This is a genomic window from Thiosulfatihalobacter marinus (assembly GCF_016019955.1).
GTDB lineage: Bacteria > Pseudomonadota > Alphaproteobacteria > Rhodobacterales > Rhodobacteraceae > Shimia > Shimia marinus_A.
The window spans coordinates 38,066-57,619 of the sequence record NZ_JAECRZ010000014.1 but is presented as its reverse complement, the minus strand read 5'-3'; the positions used below and the strand labels follow the sequence as shown (position 1 = coordinate 57,619).

The window sequence follows — 19,554 nt, the reverse complement described above, 5'->3', positions numbered from 1 at the left end:
TCCTGTGGGGCGGGCGGGCGCGGCAGGTTCATGGCCGTTGCGGCACCCCGGCCCTCAATCATTGTCGCTCAGCCCGGCACCGGCGCCCTTGAGGCGTGATTCTTCGGTTTCGGGGGCATAGGTGCGCTGCGCGAAGCGGTTGAGAAGCGCCCAATCGGCCTGGCTTGGCGCCGCGCGCGCCTTGGTCGGCAAGGGGGGCTCCACCGCGCCCGATATGTGAACGCGCAGCTCGCCCGCCGTCGCCATTGTCATCGCGCGATCATCGCTCACAAGGCCGGTGCTGTGACCGCTGGTCACGGCCCGCACCCCGTCCCATTCCACGCAAACAGGGGTGCCAAGCCGGCGGGCGGCGCTGGCCGCGAAGGGCAGGAGCAGAAGGGGCAGGATGACACCGGCCATGCGTTTTCCGTCATCGGCCCAGAACGGAGCACTGTCGGACAAAGCGGTGCCCGCCGCGATCGGACACAGCGCACCGGACAGTCCCCGCCAGTCGCCCCCAAGGGTGGCGGGCGCCAGCGCTGCGCGGTCCTGCCCGTCCACCCGGGAAAGCAACGCGGCCACAGCGCCAACACCGTCCAGCCCGGCGGCGCACAGCCAGCGCGTGGCCCGGGCGGCGTCATCCGCCATGCCCCAGTGGTATCCCGCGCCACGGGCGGCTTTTCTGACGGCGGTTTCTACCTCGGTCAGGGCATATGTCATGGCCGCACCTCCGGATAGACCCAGAAATCGGCATTCTCCGGTGCCAAATCCTCGGGATAGGGTGCATTGCCGAACATGCAGATGCGCACCCACCGGTCCGAGCGCGGGTCAAAATGCGTGGCACCAAAAAAGGCAAGCTTGACCCGCAAGAGATCTACCGGAAACATATCGGCGGCGATCGTATTGTCCTGGATTTCGCAATAGGGCGCCGTGGCGCTGATCTGGGCGCGCCGGATGGACTGGCGATGTTCGGGGTGGCGCAGCAGGAAAGCGGCAACCGGCTTGCCATCCGCCCAGTCACGCAGGGCAACATGGGCCGCGACCGCATCGCGCGCAGGTGCCAGAGGCGTTTCGTAGGGGGCGATCGGCTCTTCGAAACGCTCGCCGACCCGTGGCTCCAGCTTGGCTTCGGACACATACCAAGCGCGTGCACAGTTTTCCCGCGCGCTCCAGTCAAGCGCCAGCGCCCAGCCAAAGCGCGCCTCGATCAGCGCGCGCACGCGGGACACCGGCATCGCGCCGTCAATGAAGGTCACGTCGAAATCGGTATCGGCCATGGATTGGGCAAGATCGTCCACCAGCGCGGCATGAGGCTCCAGGATCAGCGAGGCCAGCAATTCCTGCCCCTCCTGGCTGAGCGCGGGTTCGCTCCAGCGTATCAGATGGTCCCAGGGGAAAGCCGCACTCAGCCCGTCGCCCGCCAGATGCGCCTGCAAGACATCAAGATCGGCGCGCAGCCGGGCCAGCCTGGCCACCTGGACCGGGTGTTGGGACCGCCAGGTCTCTACCAGGGCGCGGCTGCGGTGCAGGATGTCATTGAAATCCGCGATCTGCCGGGCGGTCGCGGTCTCGATGGCGCGGACGCGCTGAATCGCGGTTTCGCGTGCCATGATCCAGTTGTTGAACAGCCGGGGGTGATTGATGATGAACGGCCCCAGGCCCAGCCCGGTTGAATTGCCGATGCCAAGCCGCCGGGCGATTTCGGGGGCCATGTCCACGGCCATGTTACCGCCACGCGCGCGCGCCATGTGGTTGACCAGATCGCGCACGAAGGTGCGGGTCAGGTATACCGACAGCATTTCGGCCTGAAACGGCACCCGCAGTTCGGGCCGCTCGGAGACCGCCTCGTAATCGGATGCCCCCAGTTTGCCGGATCCATAAACAGCGGTGGTGCGCATCAGATAACCGACAGCGTCGATCATTCCGGGATCCGGCTGGCGGCCCTGTGACAGGGTGTCGACAACATGCTCCCACAGGCGCACGGAACGGTTGGCCCGGCTGACGCTCAGGCTTTTCTCGTTGACGCGGCCCGCCTCCTGAAGGGGGATGTTCTGTGACAGGCGGTCGATGTCGGCCTGTGTGGGGATGCCATCGAACAGGGTGAATGTTGCATCCCATGCGGTGGCAATCACCCGGTCCGAGCGTTGCCCGGGCGGCAGATCATGCGCAAAGGCCACAAGCGAATAGGCCCGCTCCGGCCCCGTGGCGACATAGACAGCATGGCCGACACCCTTGTCGTCGATGTCAAAGACCGGGCGCGAAAACGCCCAGCCTTCGGCGGCCATGCGCCGGGTCAGCACCCGCATGAAACTCAGGCGGCACTGATGCATGGACCCCAGCCGCGACAGCCGCATGACCTGGGATGGCGGGCGCAACGGGGGGACGGTTTGCGGGGAAGTTTTCATCGGTGTTACTCTTCGGGTCCAAAGTTTTCGGCAAAGAACCGGTACCAGTTCTCGCCCATGATGCCGGCAACCTCGTCATCGCTCAGCCCCGTCGCGCGCAATCCGGCTTCGATATTGCCAAAGTCCCGATTGTCCTGAAACCACGGTGGCATCGGCGGAAATCCGGGGGCTGCCGACGACCCCTCGCCATAGTCGATCTCCTTGGTCCAGCGGCCCACGCGCATCCATTCCACGACACTGTCGGGCTGATCCTGGCACAGGTCGGTGCCGATCCCAAGATGGCGCGCGCCATAGGTTTCGGCGGCGCGGGCGATCATGTCGCAGAATTCGGTCAGCGCGCAGTCTGACTTGTTCTTCAGATGGTGAGGATAAACCGAAAACCCCAGCATCCCGCCATTCTCCGTCACCGCGCGGATCACGGGCGCGCGCTTGTTGCGCAATGCCGGGTGCCAGTCATGCGGGTTGGCATGGGTGATCGCAATGGGGCGGTCGGAGAATTCAGCCGCCTCGATTGTCGACCGATCGCCGGAATGGCTCATATCCACCACCAGCCCGACGCGGTTCATTTCCCGGATCACCTGTCGGCCCATGCGGGTCAGGCCGCTGTCGTAATCCTCGTAGCACCCTGTCGCCAGCAGGGACTGGTTGTTGTAGGTCAGCTGCATGAACCGCGCGCCAAGCGTGTGCAGGATTTCGATCAATCCGATATCGTCTTCCATCGGGCTGGGATTCTGGAACCCGAAAAACACCGCCGTCCGCCCGGTTTGGCGGGCGAGGTCGATATCATCTGCGCGAAGCCCTTTGATGATCAGATCCGGGTATTGTTCGAACCACCGGTTCCAGCGTTCGAAATTCAGGACCGTTTCGCGAAATCCCTCGTGATAGGCAATCGTGACGTGAATCGCGTCCACCTGTCCTTCGCGCAATTGCCGGAAAATCTTTTCGGACCAGTTCGCATATTGCAGGCAATCTATGCGCATCACACCGGGCCCGCGCTGATATAGGCGGTCTTGACCGTCGTATAGAACTCGGCCGCGGCCCGGCCCTGTTCGCGCGGTCCGTAAGAGCTTTCGCCGCGTCCGCCGAACGGAACGTGGTAATCCGTGCCCGCTGTCGGCAGGTTCACCGTGACAACGCCGGTGCGTGCATTGCGTCGGAAATGGGTGGCGCGGGCCAGGCTGCGCGTAACGATGCCCGAGGTCAGGCCAAACCTGGTGTCGTTCACCACGCTCAGGGCCTCGTCATAGCTGCCAACCCTGATGACGCCGGTCAGCGGGGCGAACATTTCTTCACGGTTGATACGCATGTCATTCGTGGTGTTCACGAAAACACCCGGCGACATGTAATACCCTTTGTGCGGCATCTCCAGCCGCGCACCGCCACAGGCCAGTTCGGCCCCTTCGGACGTGCCCAGCGTGACATAGGCCAGGTTCTCGTCCAGCTGCTGCTGGCTGACGACCGGCCCCATTTCGGTCCCCTCCGCCAGCGCGTGGCCCACTTTCATCAACCGCGCCCCGGCCACCAGTTTTTCGACAAACGCATCATGCACCGCCTCGTGGACCACAAGCCGCGAGGACGCCGTGCATTTCTGGCCAGAGCCGCCAAAAGCGCCGCCCAGCGCCAGCGTGACCGCCAGATCAAGATCGCAATCCTCCATCACCGCCAGCGCATTCTTGGATCCCATCTCCATCTGCACCTTTGTCAGGTTCGCGATGGCGGCCACGGCAATGGCCTTGCCCACCGGAACAGACCCGGTAAAGGAGATCGCATTCACCTTGGGGCTTTCCACCAGATGCTGGCCGATGCCGCCGCCCGATCCCATCACCAGGCTGAACAACCCTTTTGGAATATCCTGCCGGTTGATAATCTCGGCCAGCGCCACGGCAGAGGCGGGTGTGATATTGGCAGGCTTCCAGACCACCGCGTTGCCATAGCAAAGCGCGGGCGCGATTTTCCAGGACGCGGTGGCGGTGGGGAAGTTCCAGGGCGATATGATCGCAACCGTTCCCACCGGTTCGCGGCGCATGTCGATCTCCACACCGTCACGCACGGAATCGGCATTCTCGCCCAACTGGCGGAGGCACTCTGCCGCGTAGTAGGTAAAGAACTGCCCGGCCCGGTACACTTCGCCCTTGCCTTCGGCCAGCGGCTTGCCTTCTTCGCGGCTCAGAAGCGTGCCCAGCTCTTCGGCGCGGGCCATGAGTTCGGTGCCGATCGCCATCAGAACCGTCTGTTTGCGTTCAACCCCATAGCCGGCCCATGCCCTTTGCGCCCGCTGCGCCATGTCCAGCGTTGCATCCACCTGATCGGCGCCGGCCTGTGCAAACATGCCGATCATGTCGTTCAAATCGGATGGGTTGCGGTTTTCGATCTCCGCAACACCGCCTGCCCACTCTCCTGCGATCAGGTTGCGTCCAAGGTCAGGCATGATGGCTCCTGTGAATACACAATGTCACCAACAGGATAGGTGATCCCGAGGCTTCAAGCACTCGCAATTATCTGACAGTAGTTTCAGAATTTCTGAATTTTAATCGGTCAGCAGCCTGTGGTCCCGTTGCAGCTCCGCAACCGTATCCACAAAAGCCCGCGCGGCGGGCATCAGCAAATGCCGGGGCGCAAACACCATTTCCACCTTCCGGCGCGCGGACAGGTCCGCCAGCGGCAGGAACGCCAGTTCGCGCCGGTGATCTTCGACCGCCATGCGCGGCAGAACCGTGATGCCGACACCCTGCCGCACAAGCGACAACAGCGACGTGGTGTTCGCCACCCGAAGCCGCGACCCGGCAAGGATCGGGGCAAAATCGGGATCGGTGATCATATCGCACAGCCCGTTGGCGATCAGGATGACATCGCCCATATTGCGCCAGGTCAGTTGATCCCAGTTTTCGACCAGCGGATCATCCTTGCGGCACACAACCCCGAACGCATCGCTGAACAGGTTTTGCCGTACCGTCCCTTCGATCTGCGGCACCGACCCGATGCCGATATCGGCCCGTTCCCGGATCAGTTCGTGGGCAATGGCCGTGGACTCCATGTCGCGGATGTCCACCTGAACCCTGGGATGCGCCGCGATAAAGCTGCGGATGACCGTTGGCAGGATCGTGGCGGCGACAGAGGGCGTGACGGCCAGCCGCAGATACCCCAGATCCGCCCGCGCGATGCCCCCGATCACCTGTACGGTGTTTTCGAAATGGCCCACGCCACGTCGCGCCTCTTCGAAAATCAATTCGCCCACCGCCGTCAGCCGGGACTTGCGCGCTGTCTCGAACAGGGGCGATCCAACATGGTCTTCGAACTGTTTGAGCATCATGGATACCGCCGATGGCGTGCGGCCCAGTTCCTCGGCCGCGGCGGACAGGCTTCCCTGTTGCGCCACCGTGGCAAAGCATTTCAGCATTTCAAGCTTGATCGCCAACTTCAGCCCCCCTGAAACCTGCCGCCACGTCTTGAGCCTGCCTTAACCTTGGATCGGAGTCCACAACCCCTCGCACAGCCCGATGCAACCGCGCGCGCCAAAATGCGCCAAATCAAACCATCGCTTCGAAAGATCGCCCCGGCAGCGTTTGAAATTGGCCCCGCCACCACTTAGGTTCGGTATCGCGGTCGCCATTTCGGTCGCTCCCAAACCCACACTCCGAAAACCGACGGTGTCGCGGACGGACAACGTAGCATCAAAAGCCATTCAGGGACCGTCATGAGCCGGAGCACCAGCACCTTTTTATTCATTGTCATCGCCGGGGCGGTCCTGGGGGCGTTCTATGGCGTGATGCTCGACCAGATGGGGGTGCGGATGCGCGCGCATGGAGGCACCCTTGCACAGGCGCTTGTGCGCGGGGGGGCCCGTGGCGTGGCGGTTGCCTCGGTGGCGGGCGTGCTGGAAATCTGGGTCAGTACAGGACCGGTCGGTCAGTGGTTGCGCCGCCTGCCGTTTGCGCCTTCATTGATTGCACGCGTGTTGCTGACCACGGGCATTCTTTTCGTGGCGCTGTCCAGCTCTCACCTGATCCTCATCCTGATTCAAGACCGCCAGCTTTACGAGGACTGGCTGAAATTCGGGATGCCGCGCGACTTTCTGTTTGTGGTCGTCACGGCCATGCTCATTCAGGTTCTGATGACCGCGCGGCGCCTGATCGGCGGGCGCACATTGCGCAATTTCGTCCTCGGTCGCTACAAGCGCCCCACCCATGAAGAACGGATATTCGTGCTGGCCGATATGGTCGGCTCGACCGCGATGGCCGAAAAGCTGGGCGACGAAACCGCGCTAAGCATGATTGCCGAATTCTTTCTGGATATCGACCCGGCAATCCAGCACCATGGTGGGGAAATTCATGCCTATGTGGGCGACGAGGTGGTGATCAGCTGGCCCCGCGAAAGAGCGGCACGAAACGGACGCGCCCTGGCCTGTGTCGCGGAAATACTGGATATCGCACAGTCCAGACGCGCGCATTATCTGGAACAGTATGGGGTCGTGCCCGAGTTGCGCATTGGCATTTCGGGCGGGCATGTAGCGGTAGGCGAATGCGGTTGGGAGAAACCTCAGGTGATCTATATCGGCGATACGATCAACCGCGCCAAGCGGCTACAGGACGCGTGCCGGGGCATGGGAACTCCGGCGCTGATTGACGCGGAAACAGCCGCCATGATGGCCATACCGGACCGTTTGATCGCAACCGCAAGGGGCCGGGTTTTGTTGCGTGGCAGGACCGGAGAAACAGACGTTCTGGCCCTGGAACCACGCGCCGACGCAGCGTGATCTGCAACAGCCCGTGTAATCCGCCGCGACAATGTCTAAGCTGTCCGCGACGCAAACAATATCGACAGGGCGCAACACATGAGTGACACCTACACCCCCCCGCAAGTCTGGACATGGGACCGCGAAAGCGGCGGGCAGTTTGCCAGTATCAACCGGCCCATTGCCGGCCCGACCCATGACAAGGATCTGCCTGTGGGCCAACACCCCTACCAGCTTTATTCACTGGCCACGCCCAACGGCGTCAAGGTGACGGTCCTGTTCGAGGAATTGCTGGCCGCCGGGCATAAGGGGGCCGAATATGACGCATGGCTGATCAATATCGGCGACGGCGATCAGTTTGGCTCGGGCTTTGTGGACGTGAACCCGAATTCCAAGATCCCGGCCCTGATGGACCGGTCCGGCGACGCGCCGGTGCGGGTGTTTGAAAGCGGTGCCATCCTGCTGCACCTGGCCGAAACCTTTGACGCATTCCTTGGCCCCAAAGAGCGCCGGGCCGAAATGCTCAGCTGGCTGTTCTGGCAGATGGGCAGCGCACCCTATCTGGGCGGCGGGTTCGGCCATTTCTATGCCTATGCACCCGAGAAATGGGAATACCCGATCAACCGCTTTGCCATGGAAGCCAAGCGCCAGCTGGATGTGCTGAACCGGCAACTGGCCGATACGCGCTATATCGCGGGCGAGGACTATACCATCGCGGATATGGCGATCTGGGCCTGGTACGGGCAACTGGTTCTGGGCCGGCTTTACAGCGCCGGAGAGTTCCTGGACGTGCAGAGCTATGACCATGTGCTGCGCTGGGCAAATGAGATCGACGCGCGCCCGGCGGTGCAACGTGGCCGCATGGTGAACCGCGCCTTTGGCGAGCCGTCCAGCCAGCTGCGCGAACGCCATGATGCGGCGGATTTCGACACCCGGACCTGGGACAAGATCGGCCCAACGGACGAAGACAACGCCTGAAACCCGCGCCCGGGCCGGTTCCGGGACCGGAAAACATACCCTGTCGCCCCGGATCAGTTTTCGGGGCGCGCTTACTCTTCCAGCATCATTTGCGCGGCTTTTTCGCCGATCATGATGACGGGCGAGTTGGTGTTGCCGCTGGTGATTGCCGGCATGATCGAGGCATCCGCCACGCGCAGCCCGCCCAACCCCTTCATCCGCAGCCGCGCATCCAGCGGCGCCGCCTCATCCGCACCCATGCGCACGGTGCCGACCGGATGAAAGATCGTGGTGCCGATATCGCCGGCCGCGCGGGCCAGTTCGGCATCGGTCTGCGCGCCGATCCCCGGCTTCATCTCTTCGGGGCTGTATTTCGCCATTGGTGCCTGTCCCATGATCGCGCGCGCCTGCCGGATCGCGGCCATAGCAACCGCGCGGTCGCCCTCGGTCGCAAGGTAGTTCGGCGCGATCTCGGGCGGTGTTGCCGGGTCGAGGGATGTGATGCGCACGTGCCCCCGGCTTTCGGGGCGCAGATTGCACACGCTGGCGGTCATGGCGGGAAAATCATGCAGCGGCTGGCCAAACGCCTCCAGCGTAAGGGGCTGAACATGGTATTCCAGATCGGGCGTTTCCAGATCGGGGCGCGACCTGGTGAAGGCCCCCAGCTGACTTGGCGACATGGACATCGGCCCCGTGCGTCTGAGCAGGTATTCCAGACCGATCCGGGCCTTGCCGATCAGCGAGTTTGCCATTGTGTTCAGCGTCCTGGCCCCGTCCAGCTTCCATGCACAGCGCAGTTGCAGGTGGTCTTGCAGATTTTCGCCAATCTGCGCCACCTCATGCTGCACGGCGATGCCATGCTCCTGCAAAAGCGCGCCCGGGCCGATGCCCGACACCTGCAAGATCTGGGGCGAGTTCACCGCCCCCGCGCAAAGCACCACATCACCGCCGCAACGCGCCTGCTTCAGCGTGCCGCCCTGACGATAGGCCACGCCCACGACGCGCCCCGCCTCGATCAGCAGGCGCTCTGTCAGCGCGTGCACCTCGACTTTCAGCGCGCGGTCTTTCATCGGGCGCAAGAACGCCCGGGCGGTGTTCAGCCGCCATCCGCCGGACTGGTTCACCTTGAAATAGCCCACGCCCTCGTTGTTGCCGGTGTTGAAATCATCCGTGCGCGGCACCCCGGCCGCCTGTGCCGCTGCCATCCAGTCGTCCAGAACGTCCCAGTGCAGGCGTTGGTTGTCCACGTGCCACTCGCCGCCCGCACCATGCATCTCGCCGGGGCCATCCACGTAATCCTCGGCCACCTTGAACAACGGCAACACATCGTCCCAGCCCCAGCCGGGATTGCCCATCTGCCGCCATCCGTCATAATCCGCCGCCTGACCGCGCAGATACAGCATTCCGTTGATCGACGAACAGCCGCCCAGAACCTTGCCGCGCGGATAGATCAGCGACCGCCCGTTCAGCCCCTTGTCCGGCGCGGTCTTGTACATCCAGTCAGTGCGCGGATTGCCGATGCAGTACAGATAGCCCATCGGAATGTGGATCCAGTGGTAATTGTCGCGCCCGCCGGCCTCCAGCAAAAGCACCTTGCGGCCTGCGCGCGCCAAACGGTTCGCCACCACACAGCCCGCACTGCCCGCGCCAATGACAATATGATCCCAATCCATGCGTTCCTTGCCCCATAAACCCTGCTGGATAGTGCCGCTGCCGGGATCGCCCCGTCAACGCGAATGTCTGACATATCCGCCATTGCGCGCGCCCCGCGGCTGGTCAGACGGGCAGAGCCGTTGTCTTGAACACGGTGCGCAGCGCAAAGGAGGATTGCATCTGGGCCACGCCCGGCAGGCGGGCCAGCTGCTGGCGGTGGATGCGGGCAAAATCGTCGGTGTCCGCGACCACGACCTTGAGGATATAGTCCGCCGTCCCCGCCATCAGGTGGCATTCCAGCACATGCGGCACGCGCGCCACGGCCTTTTCGAAGGCGTCCAGCACCTCGTCGGCCTGCGCTGACAACGTGATCTCGACAAAAACAGTGGTCGGCAGGTTCATCTTGCGCGGATCCAGCAGCGCCACGTAATCGCGCACATAGCCCGCAGTCTCCAGCCGATGGACACGGCGGTGGCAGGCCGAAGGCGAAAGATTCACCTTCTCCGAAAGCTCGGCGTTTGAAATGCGGCCCTGCTTTTGCAACACCCGAAGAATCCGATGATCCGTTTGATCCAGAGACATATTGTGATCATTCCTTGCGCTTCTTGTCATACTAGTCGAAGATTCTACACTTCACCAGTTTCCAATCCGCCTAAAAAACAAGCAAATTCCCCGCACATCTCCGCATACTGGGGCAAAGCAGACACCCAGGGAGACTCGTGTCATGAAAATTGGTTGCCCAACCGAAATCAAACCTCAGGAATTCCGCGTGGGCATGACCCCGGACGCCGCGCGCGAGGCAGTGGCCCATGGTCATACCGTGCTGATCCAGGCGGGCGCCGGGATGGGCGCGGGTTTTACCGACGATGATTACATCGCCGCAGGGGCCGTCATTCTGGACAGCGCCGAAGAAATCTTTGCCACCGCCGACATGATCGTGAAGGTGAAGGAACCCCAGGCCGTGGAACGCCAGATGCTGCGCGAAGGGCAATTGCTGTTCACTTACCTGCACCTTGCGCCGGACCCGGAGCAAACCCGGGACCTGCTGGCCAGCGGTTGCACCGCGATTGCCTATGAGACCGTCACCGATGCGCGCGGCGGCTTGCCGCTGCTTGCGCCGATGTCCGAGGTTGCCGGGCGTCTGGCGCCGCAGGTCGGCGCGTGGACGCTGCAAAAGGCCAATGGCGGGCGCGGCGTGTTGATGGGCGGCGTGCCGGGCGTGGCCCCGGCCAAAGTGGTGGTAATCGGGGGCGGCGTTGTCGGCACCCACGCCGCCAAGATCGCCGCCGGCATGGGGGCGGATGTAACCGTGCTGGACCGCTCGCTGCCGCGCCTGAAATACCTTGACGATGTTTTTGGCGGCACGTTCAAGAACCTCTATTCCACTGCTGGCGCCACGGCCGAACTGGTGCGCGAGGCCGACATGGTGATCGGCGCGGTGCTGATCCCCGGCGCCGCAGCGCCCAAGCTGATCAGCCGCGACCAGCTTTCCGAGATGAAGCCCGGCGCGGCGCTGGTGGATGTGGCGATTGACCAGGGCGGCTGTTTCGAGACCTCAAAGGCAACCACCCACGCTGATCCGATCTACGAGGTGGACGGGATCATGCATTACTGCGTGGCCAATATGCCAGGCGCCGTGGCCCGCACCTCGACACAGGCCCTGGGCAACGCAACGCTGCCGTTCCTGCTGAACCTGGCCGACAAGGGCTGGCGCCAGGCATGCGAGGATGATCCCCACCTGCTGAACGGGCTGAACATTCATGCCGGCCAGCTGACCTATTACGCGGTGGGCAAGGCGCTGGGCATTGACGTTCTGTCGCCCAGCCTGGCCCTGAAGGCCGCCTGATCAGTCGACGGGCGATCGCGAAGCTGAAATTGCCGGGGCCAGGGCGTTTGGATACGCCCTGGCCCCCTTGGCTTAGCCCGCGCGCTGCACCATGACGGTGTGCGGATAGGGGATCGACACGCCGCCCTTGTCAAAGGCTTCCTTGACGCCCTTGGTCATGTCGAATTTCACGTCCCAGAAATCCGCCGCCTGCACCCAGATGCGCGAGGTGATATCCACCGAGCTACCGCCCAGGTTGGTCACGCGCACCCAGGGTTCGGGATCGCCCATCACACGGGAATCGGCCCTGGCCCAGTCCAGCACGATCTGCATCGCCTTTTCCGCGTCGTCCTCATAATCGATGCCAAAAACAAGATCCACGCGCCGGGTGTCGTGGTGGCTGAAATTGGTGATGATCGAGCCCCAGGCCTGCCCGTTGGGCACGATGATCTGCACGTTGTCCGGGGTCGCCAGTTCGGTCACGAACAGGTTGATATCCTTGACGGTGCCGGCCGTGCCGCCAATATCGACATATTGGCCCAGCTTGTAGGGGCGGAACAGAATCAGCATGAACCCCGCCGCCAGATCCGAAAGCGTGCCCTGCAATGCCAGCCCGATCGCCAGCGTCGCCGCGCCCATCATGGCCACCAGCGAGGTCGCCTCGATCCCGTAAAGCGACAGCACCGCCACCAGCACCATCAACAGGATGATCCATTTCACGATGGAAGCCGCGAAATTGCCCAGCGTCGCGTCGATTTCGGGATTGGCATTCACCCGCTTGCGCACCAGACGGCTGACCGTTCCGGCCACCATCCAGCCCACGACGATCACCAGCAGCGCCTTGGCCGTCGCGATCAACAGGGGCATCACCCACCCGCTTTGTTCCAATATCTGTTCCATGTCCCTCTTTACTCCTTTTGCGCGCCCGGCGTCGCGGCGGGCCTGCCTGCATCACGCCGGTGCTTTCGTCAGCGATCATTTCGCATACATCAAAGATCGTCCAGCACCCCACACCGGAGGTCTGGCCGTTTTAACCGCTCCGGGGCGCCGTGAAATGGGAAAAACCAATCGCATTTCCCTCAATCGCCGCCTCACCTGGCTGTCCGCATCCCGTCGGCGATCTTTTCGGCCATCATGATGACCGGCGCGTTGGTGTTGCCGCCGATCAGTGTTGGCATCAGCGAAGCATCCACCACCCGCAGAGATGTCACCCCATGGACGCGTCCGGCCGTATCGGTGACGGCCATGTCATCCACGCCCATCTTGCAGGTTCCGACCGGGTGATAGATCGTATCGGCCCGGTTGCGGATATCCGCCTCCAGCGCCGTGTCGCTGCCATCATGCGGATAAAGCCGCTTGTGGCGCCACGGGGCAAGCGGCGGCGCCTCCATGATCGCCTCCATCAGGCGGGCGCCGCGCATCAGAACGGGCAGGTCGCGCGGATCGCTCAAATAGGCCGGATCGATGCGGGGCGCATCCGCCGCACGGTCCGAGACCAGCCCGACATGGCCGCGGCTTTGGGGCCGCAGCACGCAGACATGGCAGGAAAACCCGTGCGCCAGATGGATCCTGCGCATGTGTTGGTCGACAATTCCCGCAACCATGTGCAATTGCAGATCGGGCCGCGACAGGCCCGGATCGGATTTGAGGAACCCGCCACTTTCCGCATACGGGGTTGAAAACGCGCCATCCCCGTGGCGCTTCCAGCGCCGCGCGGCCTTGCCAAGATCCCACAGGCCGACCGGGCCAAGCCCCGTCACATCACGCCGTTTGCTGGTATAGCTGATCACATAATCAAGATGGTCCTGAAGGTTCTGTCCGACTCCGGGCAAGTCTTGGCGGGTTTCGATGCCATGGGCGCTCAGTTCGTCACGCGGCCCGATGCCGGACAGCATCAATAGCTGCGGCGAGCCGAACGCCCCACCGCACAGGATCACTTCGCGTCGCGCCTCGGCCAGCTTCACCCGCCCCCGCTGCCGGTACCGCACACCAGCCGCCCGCTTGCCGTCAAAAACCAGCCTCTCGGCCAAGGCGCGGGTCAGGATCGTCAGGTTGGGCCGGTTTCGGACACCGGAAAGATAGGCCGCCGCCGCAGAGCACCGTTCGCCCTTGCGCGGGCCGTCGCAAAATTGTGTGACCTGATACAGGCCAACACCCTCTTGTTCGGCGCCGTTGAAATCCGGATTTCGGCGCAACTGCTGTTGTTCACTGGCGTCGAAAAACGCTTCGTTGATCGGGCGCGGCGCCGATTGATCGCAAACTTGCAGCGGGCCGTCCGCGCCGTGCAGCGCCTCGGCGCCGTTCTGATTGCCCTCGGATTTCAGGAAATAGGGCAGCACCGATTGCCAGTCCCAGCCCGCACAGCCAAGATTGGCCCAATCGTCATAGTCGCCGGGATGGCCACGCACATACAGCATCGCATTGATCGCCGAAGACCCGCCCAAAGCCTTGCCGCGCGGCTGAAACCCGCGCCGCCCGTTCAGACCGGGCTGTGGAACCGTCTGAAAGGCCCAGTTGTTGATTTTCGGCCGTCCCGACACCATCGCCGCCACCAACGCGGGCGCGCGGATGAAGATGTCGTCGCCCGGCCCGCCCGCCTCGATCAGGCAGACGGTGATATCCGGATCCTCGCTCAGCCTTGCCGCCATGGTGCAGCCCGCAGAACCGCCGCCGGCAATCACATAATCATAGGCCATGATCTCTCTCCCACATGCGGGAAAGATTAGGGGGCGCTCTGCGTTTCGGGCAAGGCTGACCCGGCGTCGGGTCAGCCCGGCATTGCACCGGTCAGCACATAGCGCAGAATGTCCACCACCTGTTTGGGGTCTTGCGCGACGGCCAGTGCCGCGGCGTGCACCTCCTTTAGCGCGTGCTGATGCTCGGGCGGGTTCAGCACGATCACCGACTTGCCCAGCGCCGCCGCATAGCCCGCATCGAACGCGGCGTTCCACTGTTTGTATTTCTCGCCAAACCGCACCACGACGATATCGGCATCCGCAATGCCCTTGCGGGTACGGATCGCGTTCACCTTGGCGCCTTTGTGGTCATGCCAGAACTTATCCGGCTCGGCGCCCAGAATGGCCACCCCGCAATCATCGCTGGCACCGTGATCCGTGACCGGGCTGTCAAAACTGACATCCAGCCCCTTTGCGCCGTCAACGATCTGTTCGCGCCAGTCGGTGTGGATCTCGCCGGATAGGTAAATCCTGAGGGTCATACGGTCTCTCCTGTTCGATAGGTCACTGCCTTGCTTACGCAAAACCGGCCCGGGGGGCCACCCCGGCCCGACAAGAAGCCGTTTCAGGCAGACACCGGCAAAGGCTGTCAGTCACGCCGCGCCACAAGGTAGGGGTGGCCCTTTTTGGCCGGAACCGAAACACGTTCGATCAGCCGGAACCCGGCCGCTTCGGTCTTGCGCTCCAGTTCAGGCGTGTCCAGGAACGAAACAAATGGCGCGCGGCGCACAAGCTGCATGGCCGGGATCACCACCCGGAACACACCCCGCATGAAAAGGTTGAAATCGCCCAGGCACGGGGTTTTCGAGATCAACACGCCACCCGGTTTCAGCAATTCATGCGCGCGGGCCAGAACCGCGTCCAGGTCTTCGACCAGATGCAACAGGTTCATCGCCATCACCACGTCGAATGTTTGACCGTCCAGCGCCGGGGCAAAGGCATCGCCATGCAGGAAATGCAGGTTGTCGATCCCCTGTGCCTGTGCGTTGCGCCGACCGACATCCAGCATCCCGCCGGAAATATCCGACGCCAGGATTCGCCGGGCCGAATTGGCCAGCAACAGCGCCGTTGACCCGGTGCCGCACCCCAGTTCAAGAACCGTGTCATCCGGCCCCAGATACGCGCGTGTGCGCTCCAGCGTGAATTCATAGCTGGCCATGTCCTTGATCGGCGAACGGGCGTATTTCTCGGCAATGCCGTCCCAGAACCTTGCGTCACTCATCAATTTGGTCTCCTTTGGGCACAGGATAACCCATGCATTTGGCGTCAAGAATTGCCAATATTTGCAGGATCTTTATACATTTTTGCATGAAACACCCGCAAACACCTTTTGACTGGAACCACATCCGCGCGTTTCTGGCCACCGCCGAAGGCGGCTCGCTTTCGGCCGCCGCGCGCCACCTGGGTCTGACCCAACCCACGCTGGGGCGGCAGGTGGCCGCGCTGGAGCAGGATCTGGGGCTGTTGTTGTTCGAGCGTCCGGGCCGCACCCTGCGATTGACAGCCGCCGGGGCCGAACTGCTTGCGGAGGTCCGCGCCATGGGCGCCGCGGCGGATCGTGTGGCGCTTGCGGCCTCGGCGCAATCCCAATCCATCGAAGGCCGGGTGGCGATCACCGCCAGCGATGTCTATTCGGCCTTTCTGCTGCCCGAAGCCTTGCGCAAGCTACGCCTGCGCGCCCCGAAACTCACGATCGACATCGTCGCCGCCAATGACATCCGCGACCTGATGCGCCGCGAGGCCGATATCGCCATTCGCCATGTGCGCCCGGATCAGCCCGACCTGATCGCGCGTCTGCTGCGCGAGGAAACGGCGCATTTTTATGCCTCAAAATCCTATCTGGAACGCGCCGGGCGCCCCGAAACGCTGGCCGATCTGGCCCGCCACGATTTTGTCAGCTTTGGTGACACCGACCAGATGCTGACCCACCTGAACCCTCTGGGTATCCCGGTGACAGAGACCAATTTCCGCGTCGGCTCGCAAAGCGGGGTGGTGGCGTGGGAAATGGTGCGGCAGGGCCTTGGCATCGCGCCCATGTCCGACACGGTCGCGGCCGGGGCCACCGGGCTGGAACGGGTCTTGCCCGACATGGACCCGATCGTGTTTCCGATCTGGCTGACCACGCATCGCGAATTGCACACCAGCCGCAGGATACGTCTGGTGTTCGATCATCTCGCCGCACATCTGAGCGGCAAACCTTAGGCGCGGGTTCAGGTTTTCAGGGATTTGCGCATCAGAACGCGCGCGCCCTCTCGCCCGGTTTCGCTCCAGCCAAGGTGCTGATACAACGCGATGTTTTCGTGTAAATCTTCATGTGTCGCCAACACGATTCCAGTGCAACCGGCATCTTGCGCGAGCCGCACGGCATGGCGGATCAACGCCCCGCCAATGCCCTGGCCATGTCCCTTCGGGGCCACGGCGACATTCATCAAATGCGCGTCCGGCGGGGTCAGGCGCAGCATCAACACGCCCAGCGGTGGCGCGGCGCCGATCACCCAGGCTTCGCCCGCTGCAATTAAATCGGCCACGCCGCCACTGACATCGGGCAGGGAAACACTCCGGTCGCGATAGGGCTGATAGGCGTTGTCGATCAATTGCGCCAGCGCCTCTGCCTCGTCAGAGTTTGCAAGGCGCGGCGTCATCGTCAGCCCCGCAATGTGCCACCGGTGGCCTTGCCGACCTTTTCGACAATCTTCGCCGCCACCGCCTCGATATCCGCTTCTTTCAGCGTTTTGTCAGTGGGTTGCAGGCGCACGGTCACAGCGATGGATTTCTTGCCCTCGCCCAGCGAGCCGCCGACAAATTCGTCAAACACGCGCACGCCTTCGATCAGCGCCTTGTCGGCCCCGGCGGCGGCATTGACAAGGTTCAGCGCCTCGACTTCCGCATCCACGACAAAGGCAAAATCCCGTTCCACCGCTTGCAGATCGCGCAGTTCCAGCGCCCCCTTGCTGGCGGTTTTCTTGCGGGGCATGGGGATTTCTTCGGGGAAGAGCGTGAACGCCACTGCCGGTCCCTTCACGTCCAGCGCGCTTAGCACCTTGGGATGCAACTCGCCAAATACGCCCAGCACTTTCTTCGGCCCCAGGCAGATACGGCCATGCCGCCCCGGATGCCACCAGGGCGCACCGCCGCGCAAAATCTGCACCTTGTCCGGAGCGCCGATGGCGGCCAGCACCGCCTCGGCATCCGCCTTGGCGTCAAACAGATCCACGCTCCGGCTTTCGCCATGCACGTCCTTTTGCACAGTTTTCCCCACCAGAAGGCCTGTCACCTGCACATGCTGCTCTCCCGGCTCGCCGCCCTGAAACGCAGCGCCGCATTCAAACAGCGCCATATCCATGAAACCCCGCGCCTGATTGCGCGCCGCGGCCCGCAACAGGCCGGGCAGCAGATCGGGCCGCATATGGGACATTTCCGAAGAAATCGGGTTTTCCAGCATCGTCGCGTCGCCGCCACCGCCAAACAGCGTGGCCGCGGCCTTGTCGATGAAGGAATAGGTCACGCATTCATTGTAACCCAGACCTGCCGTTGTGCGCCGCGCAACCTGTTCGCGTTTCTGCATCGGCGACAGGATCATTTCCGGCAAACCGGCCGAAGCACGCGCCAGCGGCCTGCCTTCCAGCCTGGTCAGAGAGGCGACGCGCGCCACCTCTTCCACCAGATCCGCCTCGCCACGCACATCCGGGCGCCAGCTTGGCACCTGCGCCATGTCGCCCTGCATGACAAAGCCCAGAGCGGTCAGTGTTCTGATCTGTTCTTCAGCCGGGATATCCATGCCGACCAGAGATTGCACGCGGTCTGTATCCAGCTTGTAGGCGCGGCCAACATCGGGTACTTCGCCCGCAACCACAACGTCTGTCGGCTCTCCACCGCACAGATCGAGGATCATCTGCGTCGCGTCGTCCACGGCCTGAATGTTGTAGGCCGGATCGATGCCCCGCTCGTTGCGATAACGCGCGTCCGAGTTGATCTTGAGCCCACGCCCCGTATAGGCGATCTGGATATGATCCCACACGGCGGCCTCAAGAAACACGTTGGTGGTGTACTCGGTACAGCCCGTGGCCAGCCCCCCCATGATGCCGCCGATGGATTCGACACCCTCATTGTCTGAAATCACCACCATGCCGGGCGCAAAGCTGTATTCCTTTTCGTCAAGACCAACCAATGTTTCACCGCCCAGCGCCCGGTGTACCCTCAGGTTGCCCTTGACCTTGTCGGCGTCAAAGACATGTAGCGGGCGGTTGCGATCGAAAGTGAAGAAGTTCGTGATATCTACCAGCGCGGAAATCGGACGCAGGCCAATCGCCTTGAGCCGATCCTGAAGCCATTGCGGGCTGGGGCCGTTCTTCACGTCCCTGATCAGACGCCCGGCAAACACGTCGCAACCGCCGGCGCGGGCGTCTTCGTTGATTGTCACCGTGATCGGGCAGGGGCCGGTACCGGTGATCTGCGCGGTCCGCGCCGGTTTCATGGTGCCCAGCCCACGCGCCGCCAGATCCAGCGCGATGCCGCGCACACCCAGCGCATCGGGGCGGTTCGGCGTGATCGCGATTTCGATCACCGGGTCCACCTTGGCCGGGTCGTTTTCGGCCAGCCAGTCGACAAATCTATCGCCCACCTCACCCGACGGCAGCTCGATGATACCATCATGCTCATCGCTCAGCTCCATCTCACGCTCGGAGGCCATCATGCCGAAGCTTTCGATGCCGCGGATCTTGCCCACGCCGATGGTCGTGTCGATACCGGGCACATAGACACCCGGCTTGGCCACAACCACGGTGATGCCGGTCCGTGCATTCGGCGCACCGCAGATGATCTGCAACTCGCCCTCGTCGGTGGCCACCTTGCAGACCCGCAGCTTGTCGGCATCCGGGTGCTTCTCGGCATGAAGCACCTTGCCGATGGTGAAGTCCGACAGGCGATCGGCGGGATTGGAAACCTCTTCCACCTCCAGCCCAAGGTCGGTCAGCGCATAGACGATCTCGTCCACGCTTGCGTCGGTTTCAAGGTGATCTTTCAACCAGGAAAGGGTGAATTTCATTGTGCCGGTCCGCCAGTCAAACAAGGGGTCAGACAGGCGTTTATCGGATATGCGCCAAAGGGGAAAGGGCGCATTGACGCGGACCGGCGGCAAATTGGGGGCGCTGCCCCCGCCGCGGCTGGCCGCGACTCCCCCGGAGTATTTGAGGAACAATGAAAGGGCGGCCGTTTCCCGCTTTCATTGTTCCCAAAATACTCAAAAATGACTGGCGGCAGGCAAGCGAA

Annotated in this window: 17 protein-coding genes; 4 read left to right on the top strand and 13 right to left on the bottom strand. The window is 63.0% G+C overall.

All coding sequences use genetic code 11. The features are described 5' to 3' along the window. Positions 1–54: 54 nt before the first annotated feature. The 5 genes from I3253_RS16755 to I3253_RS16735 all read right to left on the bottom strand — a co-directional run bounded on the left by I3253_RS16755 (position 55) and on the right by I3253_RS16735 (position 5,799). Positions 55–699: a DUF3726 domain-containing protein gene (locus tag I3253_RS16755; RefSeq protein WP_197918967.1), complete on the bottom strand. Its 645-nt coding sequence runs from the start codon at positions 697–699 to the stop codon at positions 55–57. Continuing rightward, positions 696–2,384, bottom strand: coding sequence for a hypothetical protein (locus tag I3253_RS16750; RefSeq protein WP_197918966.1), 1,689 nt, complete (start codon positions 2,382–2,384; stop codon positions 696–698). The genes I3253_RS16755 and I3253_RS16750 overlap by 4 nt, the downstream gene beginning before the upstream one ends. Positions 2,385–2,389: 5 nt before the next feature. After that, the gene (locus I3253_RS16745) at positions 2,390–3,364 is read right to left on the bottom strand and encodes a membrane dipeptidase (protein ID WP_197918965.1); all 975 of its coding nucleotides are present in this window, start codon (positions 3,362–3,364) and stop codon (positions 2,390–2,392) included. Beyond that, positions 3,364–4,812 (bottom strand): aldehyde dehydrogenase family protein, encoded by a 1,449-nt coding sequence (locus I3253_RS16740; RefSeq protein WP_197918964.1) that lies wholly within the window; start codon positions 4,810–4,812, stop codon positions 3,364–3,366. The genes I3253_RS16745 and I3253_RS16740 overlap by 1 nt, the downstream gene beginning before the upstream one ends. Positions 4,813–4,911: 99 nt before the next feature. After that, the gene (locus I3253_RS16735) at positions 4,912–5,799 is read right to left on the bottom strand and encodes a LysR family transcriptional regulator (protein WP_197918963.1); all 888 of its coding nucleotides are present in this window, start codon (positions 5,797–5,799) and stop codon (positions 4,912–4,914) included. 279 nt (positions 5,800–6,078) lie between these two features. Here I3253_RS16735 and I3253_RS16730 point away from each other — a divergent pair, with 279 nt between their 5' ends. Both I3253_RS16730 and yghU read left to right on the top strand, forming a co-directional pair. Then, positions 6,079–7,137, top strand: coding sequence for an adenylate/guanylate cyclase domain-containing protein (locus tag I3253_RS16730; RefSeq protein ID WP_197918962.1), 1,059 nt, complete (start codon positions 6,079–6,081; stop codon positions 7,135–7,137). 78 nt (positions 7,138–7,215) lie between these two features. Further along, positions 7,216–8,094 (top strand): glutathione-dependent disulfide-bond oxidoreductase, encoded by an 879-nt coding sequence (yghU, locus tag I3253_RS16725; protein ID WP_197918961.1) that lies wholly within the window; start codon positions 7,216–7,218, stop codon positions 8,092–8,094. Between the two features lie 71 nt (positions 8,095–8,165). On the opposite strand, the gene I3253_RS16720 is transcribed toward yghU, so the two are convergent. Both I3253_RS16720 and I3253_RS16715 read right to left on the bottom strand, forming a co-directional pair. Then, on the bottom strand, positions 8,166–9,746 hold the full coding sequence (locus tag I3253_RS16720; RefSeq protein WP_197918960.1) for a GMC family oxidoreductase: 1,581 nt from the start codon (positions 9,744–9,746) through the stop codon (positions 8,166–8,168). 103 nt (positions 9,747–9,849) lie between these two features. Beyond that, positions 9,850–10,308, bottom strand: a complete 459-nt coding sequence (locus I3253_RS16715) for an Lrp/AsnC family transcriptional regulator (protein ID WP_197918959.1) — start codon at positions 10,306–10,308, stop codon at positions 9,850–9,852. A 142-nt stretch (positions 10,309–10,450) separates the two neighbouring features. Between I3253_RS16715 and ald the strand changes: the two genes are divergently transcribed. Next, positions 10,451–11,572: an alanine dehydrogenase gene (ald, locus tag I3253_RS16710; protein ID WP_197918958.1), complete on the top strand. Its 1,122-nt coding sequence runs from the start codon at positions 10,451–10,453 to the stop codon at positions 11,570–11,572. A gap of 72 nt (positions 11,573–11,644) precedes the next feature. Here ald and I3253_RS16705 read toward each other — a convergent pair whose 3' ends face one another. The 4 genes from I3253_RS16705 to I3253_RS16690 all read right to left on the bottom strand — a co-directional run bounded on the left by I3253_RS16705 (position 11,645) and on the right by I3253_RS16690 (position 15,508). Then, positions 11,645–12,451, bottom strand: coding sequence for a mechanosensitive ion channel family protein (locus tag I3253_RS16705; RefSeq protein WP_197918957.1), 807 nt, complete (start codon positions 12,449–12,451; stop codon positions 11,645–11,647). Between the two features lie 191 nt (positions 12,452–12,642). Continuing rightward, entirely contained in the window at positions 12,643–14,247 is a 1,605-nt protein-coding gene (locus I3253_RS16700; RefSeq protein ID WP_197918956.1) for a GMC family oxidoreductase, read from the bottom strand. Positions 14,248–14,318: 71 nt separating this feature from the next. Beyond that, positions 14,319–14,768 carry a YtoQ family protein gene (locus tag I3253_RS16695; RefSeq protein ID WP_197918955.1) on the bottom strand — a complete coding sequence of 150 codons (450 nt, stop codon included), beginning with the start codon at positions 14,766–14,768 and terminating at the stop codon, positions 14,319–14,321. Between the two features lie 107 nt (positions 14,769–14,875). Next, on the bottom strand, positions 14,876–15,508 hold the full coding sequence (locus tag I3253_RS16690; protein WP_332255723.1) for a class I SAM-dependent methyltransferase: 633 nt from the start codon (positions 15,506–15,508) through the stop codon (positions 14,876–14,878). A gap of 86 nt (positions 15,509–15,594) precedes the next feature. On the opposite strand from I3253_RS16690, the gene I3253_RS16685 reads away from it, so the two are divergent. Continuing rightward, a complete protein-coding gene (locus I3253_RS16685; RefSeq protein ID WP_197918953.1) occupies positions 15,595–16,488 on the top strand; it encodes a LysR family transcriptional regulator in 894 nt (297 codons plus the stop codon). An 8-nt stretch (positions 16,489–16,496) separates the two neighbouring features. Here I3253_RS16685 and I3253_RS16680 read toward each other — a convergent pair whose 3' ends face one another. Next, positions 16,497–16,928: a GNAT family N-acetyltransferase gene (locus tag I3253_RS16680; protein ID WP_197918952.1), complete on the bottom strand. Its 432-nt coding sequence runs from the start codon at positions 16,926–16,928 to the stop codon at positions 16,497–16,499. A 2-nt stretch (positions 16,929–16,930) separates the two neighbouring features. Next, entirely contained in the window at positions 16,931–19,330 is a 2,400-nt protein-coding gene (pheT, locus tag I3253_RS16675; protein WP_197918951.1) for a phenylalanine--tRNA ligase subunit beta, read from the bottom strand. Positions 19,331–19,554: the final 224 nt, after the last annotated feature.

What these genes read in the sequence shown, in the direction of transcription:
- I3253_RS16745 (WP_197918965.1), bottom strand. Translation starts at nt 3,364, where the DNA reads ATGCGCATAGATTGCCTGCAATATGCGAACTGGTCCGAAAAGATTTTC.
- I3253_RS16740 (WP_197918964.1), bottom strand. Translation starts at nt 4,812, where the DNA reads ATGCCTGACCTTGGACGCAACCTGATCGCAGGAGAGTGGGCAGGCGGT.
- I3253_RS16730 (WP_197918962.1), top strand. Translation starts at nt 6,079, where the DNA reads ATGAGCCGGAGCACCAGCACCTTTTTATTCATTGTCATCGCCGGGGCG.
- I3253_RS16695 (WP_197918955.1), bottom strand. Translation starts at nt 14,768, where the DNA reads ATGACCCTCAGGATTTACCTATCCGGCGAGATCCACACCGACTGGCGC.
- I3253_RS16700 (WP_197918956.1), bottom strand. Translation starts at nt 14,247, where the DNA reads ATGGCCTATGATTATGTGATTGCCGGCGGCGGTTCTGCGGGCTGCACC.
- I3253_RS16750 (WP_197918966.1), bottom strand. Translation starts at nt 2,384, where the DNA reads ATGAAAACTTCCCCGCAAACCGTCCCCCCGTTGCGCCCGCCATCCCAG.
- I3253_RS16690 (WP_332255723.1), bottom strand. Translation starts at nt 15,508, where the DNA reads ATGAGTGACGCAAGGTTCTGGGACGGCATTGCCGAGAAATACGCCCGT.
- I3253_RS16755 (WP_197918967.1), bottom strand. Translation starts at nt 699, where the DNA reads ATGACATATGCCCTGACCGAGGTAGAAACCGCCGTCAGAAAAGCCGCC.
- I3253_RS16685 (WP_197918953.1), top strand. Translation starts at nt 15,595, where the DNA reads ATGAAACACCCGCAAACACCTTTTGACTGGAACCACATCCGCGCGTTT.
- pheT (WP_197918951.1), bottom strand. Translation starts at nt 19,330, where the DNA reads ATGAAATTCACCCTTTCCTGGTTGAAAGATCACCTTGAAACCGACGCA.
- I3253_RS16715 (WP_197918959.1), bottom strand. Translation starts at nt 10,308, where the DNA reads ATGTCTCTGGATCAAACGGATCATCGGATTCTTCGGGTGTTGCAAAAG.
- I3253_RS16720 (WP_197918960.1), bottom strand. Translation starts at nt 9,746, where the DNA reads ATGGATTGGGATCATATTGTCATTGGCGCGGGCAGTGCGGGCTGTGTG.
- I3253_RS16680 (WP_197918952.1), bottom strand. Translation starts at nt 16,928, where the DNA reads ATGACGCCGCGCCTTGCAAACTCTGACGAGGCAGAGGCGCTGGCGCAA.
- ald (WP_197918958.1), top strand. Translation starts at nt 10,451, where the DNA reads ATGAAAATTGGTTGCCCAACCGAAATCAAACCTCAGGAATTCCGCGTG.
- I3253_RS16705 (WP_197918957.1), bottom strand. Translation starts at nt 12,451, where the DNA reads ATGGAACAGATATTGGAACAAAGCGGGTGGGTGATGCCCCTGTTGATC.
- yghU (WP_197918961.1), top strand. Translation starts at nt 7,216, where the DNA reads ATGAGTGACACCTACACCCCCCCGCAAGTCTGGACATGGGACCGCGAA.